At 46.8% G+C, this 20,110-nt stretch carries 23 protein-coding genes and 1 tRNA gene; 14 read left to right on the plus strand and 10 right to left on the minus strand.

The features are described from left to right. The first annotated feature begins 210 nt into the window (after positions 1–210). The 4 genes from THEPK_RS06175 (at position 211) to THEPK_RS06190 (ending at position 3,858) form a co-directional block, all read left to right on the plus strand. Positions 211–1,488: a dicarboxylate/amino acid:cation symporter gene (locus tag THEPK_RS06175; protein WP_042700654.1), complete on the plus strand. Its 1,278-nt coding sequence runs from the start codon at positions 211–213 to the stop codon at positions 1,486–1,488. Positions 1,489–1,585: 97 nt separating this feature from the next. Continuing rightward, positions 1,586–3,013, plus strand: a complete 1,428-nt coding sequence (locus THEPK_RS06180; RefSeq protein ID WP_042699599.1) for a hypothetical protein — start codon at positions 1,586–1,588, stop codon at positions 3,011–3,013. 49 nt (positions 3,014–3,062) lie between these two features. After that, complete coding sequence (locus THEPK_RS06185) at positions 3,063–3,707, plus strand: alanyl-tRNA editing protein (protein ID WP_042699602.1); 645 nt, start codon at positions 3,063–3,065, stop codon at positions 3,705–3,707. 63 nt (positions 3,708–3,770) lie between these two features. Then, a tRNA-Leu gene (locus THEPK_RS06190) sits at positions 3,771–3,858 on the plus strand. 31 nt (positions 3,859–3,889) lie between these two features. On the opposite strand, the gene THEPK_RS06195 is transcribed toward THEPK_RS06190, so the two are convergent. Beyond that, complete coding sequence (locus THEPK_RS06195; protein WP_042699604.1) at positions 3,890–5,017, minus strand: tyrosine--tRNA ligase; 1,128 nt, start codon at positions 5,015–5,017, stop codon at positions 3,890–3,892. A gap of 292 nt (positions 5,018–5,309) precedes the next feature. Between THEPK_RS06195 and THEPK_RS06200 the strand changes: the two genes are divergently transcribed. Both THEPK_RS06200 and THEPK_RS06205 read left to right on the plus strand, forming a co-directional pair. After that, on the plus strand, positions 5,310–5,708 hold the full coding sequence (locus THEPK_RS06200; RefSeq protein WP_042699606.1) for a NifB/NifX family molybdenum-iron cluster-binding protein: 399 nt from the start codon (positions 5,310–5,312) through the stop codon (positions 5,706–5,708). Positions 5,709–5,900: 192 nt separating this feature from the next. Beyond that, positions 5,901–7,502, plus strand: coding sequence for a radical SAM/SPASM domain-containing protein (locus THEPK_RS06205; protein WP_042699609.1), 1,602 nt, complete (start codon positions 5,901–5,903; stop codon positions 7,500–7,502). A 33-nt stretch (positions 7,503–7,535) separates the two neighbouring features. Here the strand turns inward: THEPK_RS06205 and THEPK_RS06210 are convergent, their stop codons facing one another. Together THEPK_RS06210 and THEPK_RS06215 are read right to left on the minus strand one after the other, a co-directional pair. Then, positions 7,536–8,486 (minus strand): SufB/SufD family protein, encoded by a 951-nt coding sequence (locus THEPK_RS06210; RefSeq protein ID WP_083965043.1) that lies wholly within the window; start codon positions 8,484–8,486, stop codon positions 7,536–7,538. Then, complete coding sequence (locus tag THEPK_RS06215; protein ID WP_042699611.1) at positions 8,476–9,195, minus strand: ATP-binding cassette domain-containing protein; 720 nt, start codon at positions 9,193–9,195, stop codon at positions 8,476–8,478. The genes THEPK_RS06210 and THEPK_RS06215 overlap by 11 nt, the downstream gene beginning before the upstream one ends. A 136-nt stretch (positions 9,196–9,331) precedes the next feature. On the opposite strand from THEPK_RS06215, the gene THEPK_RS06220 reads away from it, so the two are divergent. The 3 genes from THEPK_RS06220 (at position 9,332) to THEPK_RS06230 (ending at position 10,401) form a co-directional block, all read left to right on the plus strand. After that, positions 9,332–9,766 (plus strand): putative zinc-binding protein, encoded by a 435-nt coding sequence (locus THEPK_RS06220; RefSeq protein ID WP_052315899.1) that lies wholly within the window; start codon positions 9,332–9,334, stop codon positions 9,764–9,766. A 66-nt stretch (positions 9,767–9,832) separates the two neighbouring features. Beyond that, entirely contained in the window at positions 9,833–10,198 is a 366-nt protein-coding gene (locus THEPK_RS06225) for a hypothetical protein (RefSeq protein ID WP_042699615.1), read from the plus strand. 2 nt (positions 10,199–10,200) lie between these two features. Then, entirely contained in the window at positions 10,201–10,401 is a 201-nt protein-coding gene (locus tag THEPK_RS06230) for an ATP-binding protein (protein WP_042699618.1), read from the plus strand. Positions 10,402–10,506: 105 nt separating this feature from the next. Here the strand turns inward: THEPK_RS06230 and THEPK_RS06235 are convergent, their stop codons facing one another. Beyond that, complete coding sequence (locus tag THEPK_RS06235; protein WP_042699620.1) at positions 10,507–11,403, minus strand: cation diffusion facilitator family transporter; 897 nt, start codon at positions 11,401–11,403, stop codon at positions 10,507–10,509. A 116-nt stretch (positions 11,404–11,519) separates the two neighbouring features. On the opposite strand from THEPK_RS06235, the gene THEPK_RS06240 reads away from it, so the two are divergent. Next, complete coding sequence (locus THEPK_RS06240) at positions 11,520–11,936, plus strand: OsmC family protein (RefSeq protein WP_042699624.1); 417 nt, start codon at positions 11,520–11,522, stop codon at positions 11,934–11,936. Here the strand turns inward: THEPK_RS06240 and THEPK_RS06245 are convergent. Continuing rightward, positions 11,933–12,961, minus strand: coding sequence for an arsenic resistance protein (locus tag THEPK_RS06245; protein WP_042699628.1), 1,029 nt, complete (start codon positions 12,959–12,961; stop codon positions 11,933–11,935). The genes THEPK_RS06240 and THEPK_RS06245 overlap by 4 nt on opposite strands. Positions 12,962–13,053: 92 nt before the next feature. Further along, positions 13,054–13,368, minus strand: a complete 315-nt coding sequence (locus tag THEPK_RS06250) for a hypothetical protein (RefSeq protein WP_042699631.1) — start codon at positions 13,366–13,368, stop codon at positions 13,054–13,056. 135 nt (positions 13,369–13,503) lie between these two features. Between THEPK_RS06250 and THEPK_RS06255 the strand changes: the two genes are divergently transcribed. Next, positions 13,504–13,833, plus strand: coding sequence for an ArsR/SmtB family transcription factor (locus tag THEPK_RS06255; protein WP_042699635.1), 330 nt, complete (start codon positions 13,504–13,506; stop codon positions 13,831–13,833). On the opposite strand, the gene THEPK_RS06260 is transcribed toward THEPK_RS06255, so the two are convergent. Beyond that, the gene (locus THEPK_RS06260; protein ID WP_042699638.1) at positions 13,823–14,272 is read right to left on the minus strand and encodes an arsenate reductase ArsC; all 450 of its coding nucleotides are present in this window, start codon (positions 14,270–14,272) and stop codon (positions 13,823–13,825) included. The genes THEPK_RS06255 and THEPK_RS06260 overlap by 11 nt on opposite strands. Before the next feature lie 158 nt (positions 14,273–14,430). Between THEPK_RS06260 and arsB the strand changes: the two genes are divergently transcribed. Then, positions 14,431–15,528, plus strand: a complete 1,098-nt coding sequence (gene arsB / locus THEPK_RS06265; RefSeq protein WP_042699640.1) for an ACR3 family arsenite efflux transporter — start codon at positions 14,431–14,433, stop codon at positions 15,526–15,528. 79 nt (positions 15,529–15,607) lie between these two features. After that, positions 15,608–16,198, plus strand: a complete 591-nt coding sequence (locus tag THEPK_RS06270) for a SagB/ThcOx family dehydrogenase (protein WP_042699643.1) — start codon at positions 15,608–15,610, stop codon at positions 16,196–16,198. Here THEPK_RS06270 and THEPK_RS06275 read toward each other — a convergent pair. The 3 genes from THEPK_RS06275 to THEPK_RS06285 all read right to left on the minus strand — a co-directional run bounded on the left by THEPK_RS06275 (position 16,195) and on the right by THEPK_RS06285 (position 19,370). Then, positions 16,195–16,551, minus strand: a complete 357-nt coding sequence (locus THEPK_RS06275; RefSeq protein ID WP_042699646.1) for a hypothetical protein — start codon at positions 16,549–16,551, stop codon at positions 16,195–16,197. The genes THEPK_RS06270 and THEPK_RS06275 overlap by 4 nt on opposite strands. A 70-nt stretch (positions 16,552–16,621) precedes the next feature. Beyond that, entirely contained in the window at positions 16,622–16,927 is a 306-nt protein-coding gene (locus THEPK_RS06280) for a thioredoxin family protein (protein WP_042699649.1), read from the minus strand. A 43-nt stretch (positions 16,928–16,970) separates the two neighbouring features. Beyond that, positions 16,971–19,370 (minus strand): heavy metal translocating P-type ATPase, encoded by a 2,400-nt coding sequence (locus THEPK_RS06285; RefSeq protein WP_042699652.1) that lies wholly within the window; start codon positions 19,368–19,370, stop codon positions 16,971–16,973. Between the two features lie 118 nt (positions 19,371–19,488). On the opposite strand from THEPK_RS06285, the gene THEPK_RS06290 reads away from it, so the two are divergent. After that, complete coding sequence (locus THEPK_RS06290) at positions 19,489–20,088, plus strand: TRASH domain-containing protein (RefSeq protein WP_042700661.1); 600 nt, start codon at positions 19,489–19,491, stop codon at positions 20,086–20,088. Positions 20,089–20,110: the final 22 nt, after the last annotated feature.

A 20,110-nucleotide genomic window follows, 5' to 3' on the forward strand; every position in this document is an offset into this window, starting at 1 on the left:
TCCTTGTGGTGAAGCAGTTCCCAGAATGTGGGGTTTGTCAAGCCCGAATGGGGACTGTCGAGAGCCTTGAAGATGTGGGGAGTCTCCGTTCCCCCCGAAAGCCAGCCAATGAAGACGGGAGGCTGGAAGCCTACCCGTTATGAAATTAACACCCTACACACACTTTACGGGTAGGCAGAACGGTTGTTAACAATTTTGAGAAAGATATTTATTAGGTTGTTAAGAAGGTATCTTGAATACTCAATTTTAAGAAAGATATTTATTGGATTGATCTTAGGTGCAATTTACGGGTTGGTAGTGGGGTCTAGTGGGCACCCTGAAGCAGCGACTGCAATAAAACCCCTCGGTGACCTCTTTGTTAGACTCTTGAAAATGCTAGTGATGCCAATCATTCTGGCCTCATTGGTCGTCGGTGCCGCGAGCATAAGTCCAGCGAGGCTTGGAAGGGTAGGTATAAAGATAGTGCTGTACTATATGGCAACATCAGCCTTCGCAGTCTTCATAGGGCTCTTAATGGCAAACATCTTCAAGCCGGGCATTGGACTTGAGCTCGGTGCAGGGGAAGGAAAGGCAATAGAGGCGCAGGCTCCGTCCCTCGTGCAGACTCTCCTAAACATCGTGCCCACGAATCCTTTTGCAGCCCTTGCAAATGGTGATGTCTTGCCAACAATATTCTTCGCCATTGTCCTGGGAATATCCCTCAGCTACCTTATGAACAGCGAAAACGAGAGGATCAAAAACTCAGCAACAACCCTTTACAATGCCTTCGATGGACTGGCAGAAGCTATGTACAAAATCGTTAGGGGAGTAATGCAGTATGCACCAATAGGTGTTTTTGCGTTGATAGCCTACGTTCTAGCAACCCAAGGGGTAAAAGTTGTTGGGCCTCTGGCAAAAGTTACAGTGGCGGTTTACCTTGGTCTGGTAATTCAAATAGTGTTCGTCTATGGACTACTCCTTAAGGTCTTTGGCCTAGACTTGGTCAAGTTCCTAAATAAAGCTAAGGATGCAATGATCACTGCATTCGTCACAAGGAGCTCAAGCGGTACTTTACCGGTAACAATGCGTGTTGCAGAGGAAAACCTGGGAGTTTCAAAGAGCATTTACTCATTTACACTTCCATTGGGTGCTACGATCAACATGGACGGTACCGCTTTATACCAGGGTGTTTGTGCGATGTTCATTGCCAATGCGATCGGACAGCCCTTGCCATTCACCCAGCAGCTTGTAATAGTGATCACAGCAGTTTTGGCTTCAATTGGAACCGCAGGTGTGCCTGGAGCTGGGGCTATAATGCTCGCAATGGTCCTGGAAAGCGTTGGATTGCCGCTAGAGCCCGGAAGTGCGGTGGCTTTAGCTTATGCAATGATACTCGGAATTGACGCCATCCTCGATATGGGCAGAACAATGGTCAACGTTACCGGCGACTTGGCAGGAACAACAATAGTTGCAAAAACTGAAGGAGAACTCGACGAAAGTAAGTGGTGATTTTTCTTTTCACTCTCTTTTTCAGCGTTATCGATGAATAGAGTTAAATACTCTATCACCATTTAGTTTTTGGAACAAAAAACATTGAGGGATAAAAATGAAAAGGTTAGGAAGTTTTTTGATAATTTTACTTTTGGGCCTTTCTTTTGTTCAGGTGGAGGCTATAGATTATTATAAGGAGGAATTTACGCTCAAAGTTGGGGTGCTTCGAAACGGGGATGCTCAAATAACGGTAGTGACTTCTATCCTGGGTCCAAAAGACAAGATACAAGAAGAGATTGCCAGCATATTAAATCAAACAAACCTTACCGAAGAAGAAGCAATAGCAAAATTTGAGGAAGAGCAGCTGAGCAGCTATATCGCCAGTTTAAAAAACACAGGAGTGAAGACTAAAAACCAAACGTTCAAACTGGTCAGCATTAAGGAAGATAACTTCACGGTAGTTTTTACAGCGTATGCAGAAAAGTTTGCTAAGTACTATTCATATGACGACTACTGGGAAATAATAGTTGACCCGACTAGGGGATATGGAGCTATGCAAATTCCAGACACTGGACTTTCTCAAAAAATGGAACTTCACAGCACGTTTATTATAGAGCTCCCTGAAGGGGCGGAGCTGGTTGAATACCCCCAAGCGTACGCAAAGGAATTCGGCCAGAGCAAATTCTCCGTAACGTCAAAAGTGGAAGGTAATAAAGTCATCATAGGCTCTGATATTTACCTGGAAGAAAACCTTTCTCCAGAAGGATTCAGAGCACTCTTCGGTGATTACAATGCATTTTACATTCGCTACACAACCCCCTATGAAGGAGAAGAAACATATCAATCAGTAAAGACTGAGCAGTATCTAAGGGCGGAGATTTTAGATGATGGGACTACCGAGTTATTCATAAGAGATACCTACATTGAACCAAAAGAGCAAGTAGAATTCATAAAGCTTCAAATAAACCTTATGGGGGCGGAGAATGTTACCGGTCTGATCCTCCAAAACTATCTTCAGGGGATGGTAGCTCAAGGGATGACCGTGGAAGACGCAAATGCAAGCATATTAGGCTTGGACAAAGAAGGGCCCTTGACAATAGAGACCAACTACCTACTGAAAAACTTTACCAAGTTGATAAATGGAACCTACGAATATTCCTTTGATCCAACACTTCTAAATCCTTCACAACTGGGATATAGAGCTCAGAACGAAATAAACCAGAGCCTAAAAATTGAATTCATCCTCCCGCCGGAAGCGGAAATTGTTGAGGTGCCAAAGAACATAAGCAGAGAAGTCAAAGGAAACACGTATTTCCTTTCCACAAAAGTTGATGGGAACAGGATTTTAATAACGGCCAACGTATTCGTAAGATACGGTGCCCCATTTGAAGACGTGTATTCCCTTGTAGGGGACGTTGAGAGAGGTTACATCAGATACAGGCTGTCATCGGAAGGAACCAACTTAACGACTACCCAGATAGCCGGAGTAGCGGGAGCGGTAATTTTGGTGGGTGTAGCTATTTTCATGCTGAAGAAAAGGTAGCATTAGGTTTTTAATTTCTCTTTTTCTATTATTTTGTTAGGTGGTGTAAATGACGAGAAAACTCTACTATGAGGATGCATATTTGAAGGAAGCTAAGGCAAAGGTAATCCAGATAAAGGAGAATGCCTTGCTTTTAGACCAGACCATATTCTATCCAACCGGAGGGGGACAGCCCCACGATACGGGCACTATAAATGAAGTTAGAGTTTTAGACGTCTACAGAGATGAAAGCGGGAATGTGTGGCACGTCGTAGAAGATTCGAGTCCCTTCAGCGTTGGAAACGAAGTGGAATTAAAACTCGACTGGGAGAGGCGCTATAAGCTTATGAGAATCCATACAGCACTGCACCTCTTAGACCATGTTTTCAATGAAGTTCTTGGAAAAGGAAACTGGCAGTTACATGGAAGCGGCATGAGCCCGGAAAAGGGAAGATACGATTTAAGATATCCTGAAAACCTCAATCAATACAAAGAAAAAATAATCGAACTCTTTAACCGCTATGTTGATGAGGGTGGAGAAGTCAAAATCTGGTGGGAAGGGGAGAAGAGGCTAACCCAAATCAGGGACTTTGAAATCCTCCCATGCGGAGGGACACATGTGAAGGACATTAAGGAGATAGGACATATAAAAAAGCTCAAACGCTCAAGTGCGGGAAAGGGAGTGCAGAGAATAGAAATATGGCTTGAAGATTAAACTGCGAGTGGGCCATGTGGATTAGAAAGATTTAAAAGCCCTTTGGAATTCATTTACTAACGCGCGGGGGTTGCCGAGCCTGGTCAAAGGCGCGGGATTCAGGGTCCCGTCCCGTAGGGGTTCCGGGGTTCAAATCCCCGCCCCCGCACCATTCTGTTCAAATTTTAAAAGAAGAAAAAGGCTCATCTTGTTATCTGTACTTCTTTCATGAGTTCTAAGGGCTCAGGATGCTTCTCAAAGTACTCCCTAACGGGCTTGAGTAGCTCTATTAAGTATTCAGCAACCGCATTCTTTAGGTCAAGTGGGTGTATCTTGCCCTCGGCAAAGTCCTTCTTGAGTTCTTCGAATGTTGTATACGTCACATCTCCTCCAAACTTGGCCGGCCTGTGAATTGTGAACTCCGTTGGTTCTTCTCTAAAGATTATGTGCTCAGCCCAGTCAAGCACCGGGTTGTATTTGACTTCTCTTGCCGGACAGAATGCCTTTCTAAGTTTTTGTTTTATTTCTTCTGGGCTGTCGTGGATGAAGACGGCCGAATAGGGTTTGCTCTTGCTCATCTTCATTGCCGCTTTGATTTCCTTGAACTCCTCCTCACTTTCAATTGGCCATTTTGGAGGCTCCTGGAGGCCTAAGAGGAGGTGGTGGTGAACAGCGATGGGCTTTACCTTCTCCCCGTTCCAAACAAGCGGATGATACTTTAGCTTCTCTGCAACCTCAATAGCAATGACATGGGCTTTTCTCTGATCCATTCCTGCATGAGCTATGTTAACTCCCTGGTAGAAAATATCCGCAACCTGCATGGCCGGATAGATTAGCTTTGCGAAGTCAATTGACTCTCCCATCTGTCTTCCCATAATTGTTATAGAGCGTAGCATTCTTGCCAGGGTGACGTTTTTTGAAATATCAATGACTGTCCTCCAGTAATCTCCTTTCTCTAAAATCTCGCTGGCCAGAACGAATTCTACCTTATCTGGATCGCCGCCCATAACCTTAATGCTCTGCTTCATACCTTCCTTGAAGTAAGTTAGGGCAACCTTCTGTATGACTTCGAGGTCTCCCCCGAGCTTATCGTTAATCCAGCTGTGCCAGTCCGCAAGGAATATCCTCGTTTTTATTCCGGCTTTTTGAAAGTCGGCTATCTTTGCACCGGCCATTAATCCTGTGCCAAGGTGAATGTAACCGCTTATTTCAAATCCTATGTAGTGCTGCAGTGGCATTCCAATTTCCAGTAAATGTCTGAGGTTCTCAACTGTCAGCACTTCCTCAGTAGGCTTCCTCGTTATCAGTGCTATTTTTTCTTCGATATCCATTTACACCACCTACCCACACATAGGAAAATAGCTCTTTTAAGTATTTTCTCTAACCGGACATTAAAGCAACTACCAGAAAACCAATAAGCCATTACGTGGCAAAAAGTGAGGGAAAGCTGGAAATCTCTCGTCTTTTACCGCATTGTTGGAGAGCCTGCTTTTGGGGTACACACATCAGTTGCAACAAAGGGACGTATATTTACTGAATGGAGAAAAGAATTTCATATCCATAAAAATGTGCATATGCACAAAGTTTATATGTCATAAATTTCAATCATTTTCGGTGATGCAAATGAGGATTGCAATCCCGGCTGAAGATGATAAAGGTTTAGAGAGCAAGGTAAGCGGGCATTTTGGGAGGGCAAAATACTTCGTTTTCGTGGATGTGGAAGAAAACCAGATTAAAGGTGCAGAGGTCGTTGAAGTCCCCTTCGATGAACATGCCCCTGGAGATTTACCTAACTTTGTGAAAGAACACGGCGGCAGTGTGGTTCTAGCTTACGGAATGGGAAGGAGAGCAATAGATTATTTCAACCAGCTTGGCATCGAAGTTGTTACCGGGGCTTACGGAAAGATTAAGGATGTAGTAGAAGCTTTTATCCATCAGGTTCTTGAGGTTGACCCACACTGGAAAGAAAAAATCGAGCGAGAAAAAGAGCACGGAGGGGAATGCGGGGAGCATGGGTGTTAATGACCGCTTTAAAAACACTTTTCTTTCCCATGTCTTCCGTGAAAACATCTACCGCACATGTGAGGGGTTAATTATAATTAGTTTGCAATCATAATTTTAATTGAATAAGGAGACTTTTTTCAAATTTTGCCGTTATAATTCAATGTAAAATCCATTCTGGAAATTTTAATAAAACTGCCGGGAGGTGATATTATGAGTGAAGACAGCGAGGACCAAATTAAACGTGCTCTCCTTGCTTTCAAGCTTATTCTGGGCAATCCTATTTCGAGGAAACTTATAAAGCCTTCTCTAAAAAAATACGAAATAAATGGGGGAGAGATGCCTGCTTTGTATTGGGCTCTCGCTCTTTATGCTGGTGAGAATATTAGATGTCCCGTAACGGTGAGATTTCAGGCTGATGTTATCAAACTCCTCTTAAAGCTTGGTATCAAGATTGCGAGGGGGAATGAAGAAGCAGTCAAAGAAGCTCTCTTAAGGGATCCACACATAAGAAGGGGAATTTGGGTTGTGCTTGAGGGCATAGCAAAGTATGGTGTTACCGTTCCCCAGCGTCTAGCCAGTCCCTTCCTGATAGTGTGGAACTTCACGAACATGTGCAATTTTAGATGCAAGCACTGCTACCAGAGGGCCGACAAGCCCTTACCAAGCGAGCTCTCTCTTGAAGAAAAAATAAAATTAGTGGATCAGCTGGACAGGGCAGGAGTTGCCGCAGTGGCACTGAGCGGGGGCGAACCAACCATTCATCCTCACTTCTACCGCGTTGTCAAAGAACTCGCTTCTAGAGGAATACACACTTCAGTTGCAACAAACGGATGGACTTTTGCCAATAAAGAGAATCTCAAAAAGGCAGTTGACCTTGGCTTGAAATACGTTGAAGTTTCCATAGACTCAGCGAATCCAAAGAAACATGACGAATTTAGAGGGATTCCTGGAGCCTGGGAGCGTGCGATAAAAGCCCTTGAGAATGCCGTTGAACTTGGAGTAAGCCACGGAATGGCAGTTGTTATGGATAAAGAAACTTTCCAAGAAATTGACGATATTCTCGACCTGGCAGAAACCATCGGGGTAAAGAGGGTTATCTTCTTCAATCTGGTACCCACAGGTAGAGCTGAAGACATGATAAATGTTGACCTAACTCCCGAAGAACGTGAAAAGTTCATGAAAGCGGTTTACATGCAAATGAAAAAGAGAAAATTTGAAATACTAACAACAGCTCCCCAATATGCCCGTATAACCCTTATGGAGTCCAAGGGCAAAAACATCACTCCCGCCCACTTCTACATTGGAGAGAACAATGCTGTTAAAACTCTAGCAGAGTTCATAGGTGGGTGTGGAGCAGGAAGGATTTATGCAGGAATTGAACCCGATGGAACTGTGGTTCCATGTGTTTTCTTGCCGCTTCCAGTGGGAAACGTGAGAACGAAGAATTTCAAGCAAATATGGGAAGGGAGCAAAATCATGAACTTCCTCCGTGATAGAGACAACTTCACAGGAAAATGTAGGACATGCCCCTATAGAAACATATGTGGAGGTTGCAGGGCAAGAGCCTATCACTATACCTTGGATCTGCTTGGAGATGATCCAGGGTGTATGATAAACAAGGGAGTGTGGGAAGAAATCGTGAAACACGGCAAACCAAAGGGAATAACCGAAGTAAGCTGGGTTAACGAGAGTGTTATCATGAGAACTCCCATATTCTACGTCCCGAGCTACTACAGAGCCATAGAAGCAAAAGGAGAGAAGTTCCTCATCAAAGAGAGCGAAATAAAAACAAGAGAAAAACTTAGTGCATGAACATTTTTTCCAGTTTTTAAACCAAATGAAAAATCATTCCCTCAGAAGCCCCTTGATTATCAGCTCCGCCGCCTCTTCCTCAGTCAATCCCTTTGCCATGAGCTGCATCAGCTGTGCTTCGTTTATCCTCCCTATAGATGCTTCATGGGTGAGTTCTGCTTTATCGTTTTTCACACGAAGCAGAGGAATCGTTTGGACATCAGCGTTCCCCTTCACAATCTCGTGACACTCCACGTGCCCCTTCGTGTAGTCCCCGAGGCCATACGCCTCGTTAATTACATTTGCCCTTGCATCATCGAAGGCTATTACTGTGGTCTTTAGATTCGCCTTTGCATGACTTCCCTTCAAATATGCCACCTCTTTAACTTCCACGGAATCGTCTTTAACAGCTTTTATTTTTGAAACAAGCTCTGTCACAGCGTAATCGTCAAGTTCAGCCGTCATCTCAAGTTTAAGATCCTTTGCTCGATGCTTAGTTAATGAGAACTTCCCCGTGTACCTTCCTCTTTTCCCAACTTCTACCTCCGTTTTGCTGAACATTTTCACGCCTTCCCCATGAACGTGTTCATCTTCATAGACAACTGATGACCCCTCACCAATCCTGATTTTCGCGTATGCTTCATGGGTGAAGTCCTTGGCATAGGGAAAAATACAATGGGAGAGGAATTTAACTTTAGAATTCTTTCCGATGGTTATGTCAAAAATTACCCTCTGATACCCCTCATCTTTTAAAAATCCGGTGCATAGATGAATAGGGAACGGGAGTTCAGTTCCATCTGCTATTCTCACTTCAGCTTTAACGCCGTTCTCTATTTCCTCACCGACTATTTCAACGCCTTCAACGTTGTTTAATCCAATTATTTTGTCTCCACTTATAATTATCGCAGCTATCCTATCCCCAAATAAGGAGGTATCAAGGCCCTCTTTTTTGTAAATCTCCACCAGTGCTTCGTATTCCTTTACTCGATCGATCTTAATGACCATCACTCATCCCTTCCAAAAGGGGACACTTTCCACAGGCCCTCTTATAATATTCAACAACTTCGTCAGAGAAACCTTTTCTCACCACTTTTCCACCACAAACAAAATAACTGAAGTCCGTTTTCTTTGCAATTTCTTCGTGATGGGTAATTAAAATTACCGTAGTTCCAACTTTTTTCAAATACCCCAAAATTCTGTCTATCAAATCACTTGCTGTTATATCCAAACCGGAATCCGGTTCGTCGAGTATAGCATACTTCGGTTTTAAGAGAAGAATAGATGCAAGCTCAATTCTTTTCCTTTCTCCCCCACTAAGACTCCTATCGACAAACCTGTGACAGTAGAGTTCATATGGCAGTCCAACGATTTCAAGAACTCCCTTTACATCCCTCGTATCTACATTCAGTTTTCCTCCGAGCGTGAGGTATTCCTCAACGGTTATCCCATCATAACGAGCTGGCTCCTGCCAGAGCAGTGTAATTCCAAGCTTAGCCCTTTCTGTGATACCCAGGTCGGTTATGTCCCTTTCGTCGAGCAAAACCTTCCCTTCACTTGGCTTTATAACCCCCATCAAAATATAGGCTATAGTGGATTTTCCAGCACCATTCGGGCCTAAAATAGAATAACTCATGCCTTCCTTAAAGCGCATGTTGATGTTTTCTAGTATTTTTCTGCCATCTGTGGAATAGGTAACGTTTCTAAGAACCAACATGGATATCAAAGGGGTCTCATGTGAAGGAAATTTAAAGTTTTCTGAACATTTTTGTCCTCACACCAGTAGTTTAAAACAAAGACATATGAAAAATATTTTAAATGAAATTTTTCTAATATGATATGAGGTGGTTAGAATGTCTGAGGTAATAGACATGGAAAAATTACCAAAGTTTCTTCCGAGTTGCCATAAAGAAGCTGAAAACCTTGACATAATATTCACATGCTCGGGAGCTGCAAGTGTCGGGAAAATAGGTCATGAGGTTGGAGTTTTACTAACCAATGCTGGCCAAAACGCCCGTTTATGCTGCACCACAGCGGTTGCCGCCGGCTCAGAAATGCACCTCGACATAGGGAAGAGAGCGAAGAAGGTAATCGTTATCGATGGCTGCCCGATGAAGTGCGCTACAAAGGTTATTGATAAAGCGGGAATAAAAATCGACCACAGCTTCACTGTCACGGACTTCGGGATAGCCAAGCAACCCACCCTCGACATAAGCGATGAGGACGTCCTCAAAGTCGCCCTAGAGATAGCAGACAAGGTGGGGATAAAGCTCAATCTTAAACCATAGGTTGAGAACCTTTACATCTGAAAATCTTTTTAAATGAAATTTTCTTCAGATATATTGGTGATGCCCATGAAAGGTCTCATACTCTGTGTCTGTCAAGGTACATGCCCATCTTTCCAAAAGATGAACGTGTTCGAGATTTTAAACCACTTCAGAAGGGAGAAGAAAGTTGATTTTGTCGCTCTGCATCCCCAGCTATGTGCTACAGACGGTGACAACTTTTGGAGGGTTCTGCTTAAGAATGGAGAAGACATAGAGAAGCTCTTCGTGGCCGGTTGCGACCCGGTTATGCAGAAGAAGATGTTCGGGTGGACGTTTAAGGAGCTTGGATTTGACGAGAACAAATTCATAGGAATAGAGATCAGGAACATGACCACAGAGGAGGCAATCAAAGCAATTGAGGAAGCTATGAGTGTTGATAGCCAGGAGGGATGAAAATGGCAAAGAACTGGTACCCCATAATCGACTATGACAAGTGCACCGGCTGCCTGACTTGTGTGAACTTCTGCCCTCATGGGGTTTACGATGCCTCAGAGGGCAAGCCCAAGGTAGTGAACCCTGAGAACTGCGTCGAGTTCTGCAGAGGCTGTCAAAGGATATGCCCAACAGGGGCTATAAGCTACTTCGGAGACTCTTGATTGCTTCTTCTACTCGTTTTTCCGGTTTCACTTTGATTGTTTTAACCTCTCCCTCTCCAAGTATCACCTTTCCCTTGGGGCAGTCCATAGGTGTCGAGAGGACGTTTACTCCTCTTTACCGCCGCAGATTGTGTTCTTGTCCTTACACCTTCCAGCCTCAAGCTGAACCGTCACGTGGGTTATTCCAAACCTTTTTAGCCTCTCTGCAATATCATCTATGAGCTTTTGGGCCTCGCTGAGGGGCATATCGTTAACCTCAACGTGACACTCGAAGTGGACTTCCTTCTCTCCCACCCTCCAGGCGTGGAAGTGGTGTGCATTCTTAACAACTGGGATGCTCTCAATTTCCCGTTTTATCTCCTCAAAATTTAGATTTGGTGAAGCCTCCATGAGCACTTCAACGCTCTCTTTTAAAATTTCGTAGCTTTCACGGAGGATGTAGAGCGAGATTAGGACTGTGATGAGGGGATCTATCCAGAGGATGTTCCACTTTATGATAGCTATTCCACCGGTCACAACTGCGACTGAAGACAGTGTGTCACTCAATAGATGGAGATAGGCAGAGCGGACGTTCATGCTCTCGTGTGCGTGCTCATGAAGCAGGAGAACCGAGATTAAGTTGGCGAAAAGACCAATTAAAGCAACGCCGAGCATAAGAGGCCCGTTTATAGGTTCGGGATTTTTAAACCGCTTGTAGGCCTCAACAAGGAGGAAAAGGGCAACACCGACGAGAACGGCCGAGTTAACGAATGCGACCAGAATCTCAGCCCTCTTATACCCAAAGGTGTACTTTTCGTTCCTCTCGCGCTCGCCAATCTTTATGGCCAAATAGCTCACGAGGATGCTCATTGAGTCGCTGAAATTGTGGAGGGAGTCGCTCAGAAGGGCCAGGCTTCCGGAGAGAATGCCGCCGATGACTTCAGCTAGTGTTGTCACTATGTTGAGGACGAAGGAAAACAGCATTCTGCCCTTGAGGTCTTTGTGGTGATGCTCCCTTATCATCTCCACTCTCACCACTCTCAACTCTTGAGTGATAGTATAAAAGACTTTCGAACGTTAAGATCTGCATGGAAACGGGCTTTTATTTGAGATGGCGTTCATTTTAAAACGGTGATACTATGGAGCGTCTTGAGTATTCTGCACACTTAAAGTGGGACGGCAATGTCGGGAGCGAGGCAAAGGTGAGAGAGTTCACATTCAAAATCGACACCGGCACCGATGGGGAAAACAAAGGCCCGAACCCGACGGAGTACCTCCTGGCGGCAATAGGCGGTTGTATAACCGTCAACTGGGGGAGGTTAATCAAAAAGATGCGCCTCGACGTGAAGGCCTTTGAGGTTGAAGTTAGGGGCTGGCGCGGGCTCGATGAGCCTCAATTGAAGGAGATAACTTACAAGATCACCATCTTCACTAACGAAGACGAGAAGAAGATCATGCGCGTTAAAGAGCTTGCCGAGAAGTACGGAACTGTTTTCAACACGGTCGGGGCGGAGAAGATAAAGGGAGATGTGGAGATAGTAAAACCGGCGGACTAAAGAGCTTCTGCTTTGTTTTTCTCATTAAGCCTGAAGCAGGCCTCAAAGAGACACCTTACCCCCTCCGCAAGCTTTAGATAGAGGATGAGGAAAATTATCTGGAATATTGGAAGTGTAGCCGCTGGAATGGCCACGAGGGGTTGGAAAGCGAGCGTCGCTATCGCTATAGCCGTTCCGTTGTTCTTCCCGACGCTGAGGAAGGCTATCCCCATGTGTTCCTTGTAGCTCAGGCCGAGAACCCTGTCCAGCCACGTTATGACCCCGAGCATGATGAGCATATAGACCGTGTTCACAATAGCAAGCTCAACGAGAAGGGTCCACTTGCTGAGCAGGAGCTGGGCCTTCATGAAGAATATCAGTCCCACGAGGAGGAGCATGGTGCTCATTGTTATCGAACCAAAGAGCGGCTTCAGCTCAAGGAACCTCTCCTTGCCAAGCTTTCTCGTGAGGAACCTCCTCGTGAGGTCGCCGAGGAGCATGGGGAGGATGAGGACTATGAAGACCGTTCTCAGGAGCAGAGAGAGCGGAACAGGGACGTTGTAGGCACTGCCGAGGAGCTTTATCCAGAGCGGGAGCATGATCGGGATGAGGAGGAAGTTAACGCCGAGCGCCACCGTAGCAACTTCAAGGTCCCCTCCGGCTAAACCGGCGTAGCCTATGCTCATGGATGAGCCGGGGACGAGCATAACCAAAAGAAAGCCGAGGGCTAAGTTGGTGTCATGGATGAAGCCCTTAACGAGAAGGAAGGCTATCAACGGCGTCAAAACGAAGTTGTACACCAGACTCAAAAGGACGGGCTTCGGCTCCTTCAGCACCTTGGGTATCCTCTCGAGGTTGAGGTTTATCATCATCGGGTATATCATGAGGAAAACCAACACCGTGGTCAGGTTGCTCAGAGATACCTTGTGGGCCTTAGCAAAGCCAGGGAAGACCAATCCAAGGCCCCACCCAACGGCTATGGCTATGAGAGAGTACCACAGCAGGTTTTTCTTAAGGTTGTTCGCGAGCTTACTGAACACATGCATCACCTCATCATGATATTTTCTTCATTTGAAACTAAATTGATTCGAATCCGATATCATTTAAAAGCATTGCTGGACAGAGCTGGGTAAAAGGCTCAAGCGAGCCAGAGAAAGCCCACCACCCTTCCGTCCTTCACGAGCTGGACCTTGGTACCCCATCTCCCGAACCAGTAGGCACCGATCTCCACCTCTTTGGGGTCAACATCTTCCCAGAGCTCACCAATTATTTCCCCCTCAATGAGCAAGGGGACGTGGAGGGTTCCGCAACGGCACTTCCATGCAGCACCTTTGCTAACTTTCTCAAGCAGATCTCTTGCTTTTGTCTTGATTTCCTCGTAATTTGACTCTTTTTCCATCACATATCCAAACCTTCCAACCTTCCACTTCCATCCGGGAACTCCAAACGGCATCTCAACCACATCCAGTTTTTCTGAACTATAATATCACAATGTTGTTTATAAAGTTTTCTATAATATTCTAAGCAAAAGTCATCTAGAGCGGTAATTTTATAAGGGTTTAATGGTTAAGCATAATCGGTGAGGGGAGTGCCAAGATGGATGATGGAAGAAATGAGAAATCTGAAAAGTTTGATGATGCTCCTCAAGCCCCTTTTAGCAGAACCAAAGAGAGGCATTATCAGGATTCTCAGCGATGGCGTTAAGGGGACGAACGAAATCTATCAGGCCCTCCAAGAGAGGGGCCTTGAGATGCCCCGCTCAACGCTCTACTACCACCTCTCAGCCCTTGAGGACGCCGGAATAATAGAGATGGCCGGGTATAGAGAAGAAGGCGGTGGCGCCCCGGAAAAGCTCTGGAAGCTAAAAACTAGAAAAATCGGGATAGACCTCGTCACGGGAGAAATATTCAGAGAGTGAAGAGGCTCTTTCTTCCTATTATCTCGTCCCTGCTTTTATCAGCTTTTAAATCCTGGATTAACTTAAGGACTCTGGATTTTATCTCGTCCCTCACTTCCCGGTACTTCTCTATTGGCTTTCCATAGGGGTCATCTAATCCCCAGTCCCAGGTCTTCTCCGGAGGGGCGTAGGGGCACTTGTCGAGGCATCCCATCGTGATGACTATGTAAGCCCTCTCGGCCATCTCCTCGGTGTAGAGCTTCGGGTACTGCCCCTCAAGGGAAATCCCGATTTCCTCCATGACCTTCCGCGCAAGAGGGTCTATCTCCTCAGCCGGCTCCGTTCCGGCACTCATTGCTTTAAATCTCGAATCGTCGTTAAGGTGATTAAAAAATGCTTCCGCCATCTGACTTCTGGCTGAGTTCTTAACACAGACGAAGAGGATGAGCCTTTCCTCCATTTTTCTCACCATAAAGAGCTTATGAGACCCTTTTAAATATCTTTCCGCAATAATCTGTAGATATCAATATGGATGAGGTGTACTTCATTTGAACTTTCACCTTTGGTTTTAAAAAGGCTTTTATTTGAAAACTCCTTCAACTCAAATGGGTGCGGGAAATGGGCGAGAAAAAGGGGTTAAGCTTCTTCGAAAAATACCTCTCACTCTGGGTGGCTCTCTGTATAATGGCGGGCATAGCCATCGGAAAGCTCTTCCCAACAGTACCCCAGGCACTCTCAAAGCTCACGATAGCTAACGTTAACATGCCCATAGCGATTTTGATATGGGCGATGATTTATCCCATGATGGTTAAGGTAGACTTCTCCGCTATAAGGCGCGTCCACAAGGGGCAAATGTTCAAGGGCCTAATCGTCACTTGGGTGACCAACTGGCTGATAAAGCCCTTCAGCATGTTCCTCATAAGCTCCCTCTTCATCGGGGTGCTGTTTTCATCGAAGCTCGGCCTAATCGAGCCCTCACTTGCCAAAGAATACATAGCTGGGGCAATACTCCTCGGTGCTGCTCCCTGCACGGCAATGGTCTTCGTATGGAGCTATCTTGCAGATGGAGATCCGCTCTACACGCTCGTGCAGGTTGCAACAAATGACCTCATAATTCTCTTCGCCTTCGCTCCAATAGTCGGCTTCCTAATGGGCCTCAACAAGGTTCCCGTCCCTTACGACACGCTCCTCCTCTCGGTGGTGCTCTTCGTTGTCATCCCGCTGACAGCTGGGTACCTTTCAAGAAGGCACATCCTGAAAACTAGGGGGCAGAAGTGGTTTGAGGAAAAATTCCTTCCAAAACTCAGCACCGTATCAATAATAGGCCTTTTGCTGACGCTGATACTACTCTTCTCCTTCCAGGGAGAGATAATCCTCAAAAACCCACTCCACATTGCCCTCATAGCGATCCCGCTGACTATACAGACTTATTTCATCTTTGCTATAGCCTACGGGTGGGCGTGGCTCTGGAAGCTTCCACACAAGGTTGCAGCTCCAGCATCGTTCATAGGGGCAAGCAACTTCTTTGAGCTGGCCGTGGCGGTCGCTATAGCCCTATTTGGCCTCGAAAGTGGGGCGGCTTTAGCCACAGTTGTGGGTGTTCTTGAGGAAGTGCCGATAATGCTGAGTCTGGTATGGATAGCCAACAAAACCAGACACCTGTTCACGTCCGAATTCGAGGCCGGAAGTGCAGTCCCAACGCTTGCTGAGGAGTAGTGACTTCTTCTCAGCTTTTTTATTTTTAACACCAAAACCCTAATCAATGAAGACACCGTCATTAATTCTGGGATGTGCCATGAAGGTTGAACTTCCTGCACCGAGACTTAAAGGTGAGATGAGTGTTGAGGAAGCGATAAACCTGAGGAAGAGCATAAGAAAATACAAAGATGAGCCATTAACCCTTGAAGAAGTCTCCCAGATACTCTGGGCCGCGTATGGAATAAATGCCTGGGGTAAAAGAACTTCTCCAAGCGCAGGTGCTTGCTATCCATTTGAAGTTTATGTAGTAGTCTCAAATGTCGAAGGGCTTAAACCGGGACTTTACCACTACGATGGCAAAGCCCATACTCTGGAATTAATCCGCGAAGGGGACTTGAGCAAACCCCTCGCTAGAGCATGTCTCAATCAAAGGCACGTAGAAACAGCTCCGATAAACATCATCATAGTGGCGCACTACGAAAGGACGACAAGAAGATACGGGGAGAGGGGGTATAGGTATGTGCACATAGATGCCGGGCACATGGGGCAGAATATTTATCTGCAGGTTACCGCTTTGAAGCTGGGGACAGTTGCTGTAGGAGCTTTTATAGATGAAGAAGTTAAAAAAGTGCTTGATGTACCAGGAGAGCCGCTCTACATATTCCCCGTGGGAGTTCCAGAGGACTAAAGCTCGCTGGCTTTGTAAATGGCTATATCTTCCCCTTCTTCAATTAATTTTGCCTCGTACCTTTTTATTTTGCCGTTGGTGTTTATCTCCATGATCACCTTTTCCGGAGAAAGCTTTTTATCTGTTGTGAACTCCTTTGTCTCTATTGCCTGTGTAAAGAAGTCTCCACTCCGATCGAACTTAAAGACGAGTGTATTTCCTTCAAATTCATAGCCTTTGTAAACCGCTCCTCCCATTCTGAAAGTGGCTTCTAGAGTAATGTATTTTTCCTCATTAGCGTTGCTAATCACGTACCCTCCCACAAAAACTATCGCCAAAACCAAAATTCCGAAAAACGCTTTCAGACTTTTCATAGTTTTTCACCTAGAATACGCTCCGTTTAAAAATTTAAAAGAATTTTGACAGCTTCAAATATCTTTGAAGCTAAATTTTGTGAAGCTCCTCGAATTTCAGCAGGACTTCCTCCTTTGTCCTTATGAGGTTCTGCCTTCCGATCTCTTTTCCGTCTTTGAGATAAACGAGTGTGGGAACGTTCAGAATGTCGAATTTCTTCACGAGGTCTTCCCACTTCTCAGCGTGTACGTGGATAATCCGAATATCCTTGAATTCGTCAGCAAGCTCTTCAATGAAGGTCTCAACCAGCCTGCAGGGCGGGCAGCTTGGAATGGAAAACCAGAGCACGACCTTTCCACTGCTGAAATCAACCTTTCCATCGTATTCGAGTATCATACCAACACCACCATTATTTTGCCTTCAAAGGATAAAAGGATTGTCAGATATTAACGCGCTTAAGCATAAGCGAGTTCGTGACCACGCTGACACTGCTAAGGCTCATGGCCCCGGCGGCCCATTCCGGCCGGAACTGGACGCCGAAGAGCACATAGGCCAGCCCAGCCGCGAAGGGTATCAGTATGGTGTTGTAGAACATCGCCCAGAATATGTTCTGCCTTATCTTTGAAAGCGTCTTCTGGCTGAGCTTTATGGCCCTCACGACGTCCCTCGGGTCGTTCCTCACGAGCACTATGTCGCCGCTCTCCATCGCTATGTCGGTCGCGTTCCCCACCGCTATCCCCACATCCGCCTGGGCCAGTGCGGGGGCGTCGTTTATCCCATCTCCCACGAAGATGACGGTTTCTCCCTTTTCCTGGAGCTTCTTGACCTCGCTGGCCTTATCGCCGGGCAGAACCTCAGCGAGAACGTAGTCCACGCCGAGGGCCTTTCCAATCGCTTTGGCAGTCCTTCTGTTGTCGCCGGTTATCATGCCGACCTTCTTGCCCATCCTGTGCAGCTCCTCAATGGCCTCCTTGGCGCCCTCCTTTATCGTGTCAGCAACCCCAATCACGCCGGCGGTTCTGCCGTCCACAGCCACTATTATCGCGGTCTTCGCCTCGTTTTCCAGCCTGTGAAGGACTTCCTCGATGCCCTCTATTGAGCGGCCGCTTTCAGCGAAAAGCCTCCTGTTCCCTGCCAAAACCTCTCTTCCGCGGACTCTGGCCCTGACGCCTTTTCCGGTGATCGCCTCAAACTCCTCCGGCTCTTCCACCTCTATCCCCAGCTCCTCGGCCTTCCTCACTATGGCCTCTCCAAGGGGGTGCTCCGAGCGCTTCTCCGCCGAGGCCACCAGTTTCAGGAGCTCCCTTTCGTCCATGCCGAAGGCTATCACGTCCGTGACCTCGGGCTTCCCCTTCGTGAGCGTCCCGGTCTTGTCGAAGAGCACTACCGTTGCTTTCCTCGCTATCTCAAGGGCCTCGCCGTTCTTGATGAGTATCCCCATCTCGGCGCCCTTGCCTATGCCGACAGTCAGAGCCGTTGGAGTGGCTAATCCAAAGGCGCAGGGGCACGCTATGACGAGGACGCTCAGCAGGGCTGTAAAGGCGAACACCAATGGCTTGCCGGCTATGAAGTACCAGTAGGCAAAGGAGAGAAGGGCTATCGTGAGCACTGCCGGGATGAAGTAGGTCACCACCGTATCAGCCAACCTCTGGACTGGAGGTTTGGTGTTCTGCGCCTCCTCCACAAGCCTTATTATCTGAGCTAAGAGCGTATCCCTTCCAACTTTTTCCGCTTTAACCTTAAGGACGGAGTTCTTGTTTATGGTTCCTCCGATGACCTTATCTCCAGCCTTTTTTAAGTTAGGAATGGGCTCGCCGGTTATCATTGACTCGTCAACGTAGCTCTCCCCTTCGATGACAACTCCATCGACTGGAATCCTTTCGCCAGGCTTTACGATTACCACGTCCCCGGCCTTGACCTCGGTTATCGGGACTTCGATCTCCTTCCCGCCCCTCAGGACGGTTGCCTTCTTCGCCTGGAGTCCCATGAGCTTCTTTATTGCCTCGCTCGTCCGTCCCTTTGCCCTCGCCTCAAGGTAGCGTCCGAGCAGTAGGAACCCCATAAGGAGGACGCTCGCCTCGAAGAAGTTGAACTCCCTTGGGATCACCCCAAACGCCGCCAGGACGCTCGTCAGGTAGGCCGAGCCGATACCTAAAGCGTACATAACCTCCATGTTGAGGGTTTTATGTTTGAGCGAGGAGTAGGCCTTCCTGAAGATTCCCCTGCCGGCGTAGGCTATGGCAACTGTGGCTAGGAGGAAGTGGATGTAGATCAGGTTTTCAACATAAATTCCAAACCTCTTCAGCTGCATGGAGAGAAAGAGGGGTATCCCAACGCTCCAGGCCACTATGAGGTTGCGCCTCATCTCCCTTATATGCTTTTCCCTCACTTCCCTTTCGATGTCATGAGTTTCCTCTCCTTCAACGCCTATGAATTGATAACCTACGCTCTCAACGGCCTTCTTGATGTCCTCAATACCAACAAGCGAGGGGTTGTAGGACACTTTGGCCGTCTCGGTCGCGAGGTTGACGTTCACCTCAAGGACTCCGGGGAGCTCTTTTATCGCGTTCTCAACGGTCTTAGCGCACATCGCGCAGGTCATGCCGCCGATTTTGACCACAGCATCCCTGCGCTCCCTTATCACCTCGTACCCGACTTCTTCTATCGTCCTGATGATCTGGCTCAGGCTGACCTTTGACTCATCAAAATCAACGAAAACCGTCTCACTGTTCAGGTTTGCCTTTGCAGTTCTCACACCATCTAATTCAGCCAAGGCCATTTCTATGGTTTTAACACACATGGCGCACGTCATGCCGTTAACTTTAAGGGTTATCTTCACACTTACCACCATTATTTACTTCGTGATGAAACTTATGGGCATTATTTATACCAAAATGTAAAGTCCAGTCGAATGTTTTTTATATTTTGGTAACCCATCGGCAGGTGAGGTGTTAATGATGAACAGGCTGGACGACCTTGACCTAAAGCTCATATACCTCCTGCTGGACGACGCGAGGCTCAGCATATCCGAGCTGACCGAGAGGCTTGGAGTCAGCAGGCCGACTGTTAGGGCTAGGCTGGAAAAGCTTGAAAAGGAGGGAATAATCGAGGGCTACACCATACGGCTGAACCCGGAGCTTCAGAGGGCCCACAACGTGATCGCTCTCATCGTCAAAACTGAAAACCCGGAGAAGATGGATGAATTTGATGAGATATTTGAGATCAACCGCTTCACGAGCACCAAGTACCTCATAAAAGTCGCCGTCAATACCATGGAAGACCTCAAGCGGGTCATCGAGGGGACGGGCGTTGAAGTCCTCGAAATAATGCCCATCCTTGAGAGCAGGGAAAAAAGGCTCAGACCCAAGGTAAAGGTTCCCTTCAGGTGCGACTACTGCGGAAAGGAAATCGTTGGGGAGCCGATAGTCTATAGGTACCGCAACAGGGCCTACTTCTTCTGCTGTCCGACCTGCCTCACGGAGTTCAAGAAAATCCGGGAGAACCTGGAGAAGACAAAGGAGAAGGGCGCAGTGGGAGCCAAGGGGCACGAACATTGACCTCGGGACTCGGGAAGAGTGA

It is taken from the genome of Thermococcus sp. PK (assembly GCF_000430485.1).
In the GTDB taxonomy this organism is placed as follows: Archaea; Methanobacteriota_B; Thermococci; order Thermococcales; family Thermococcaceae; genus Thermococcus_A; species Thermococcus_A bergensis.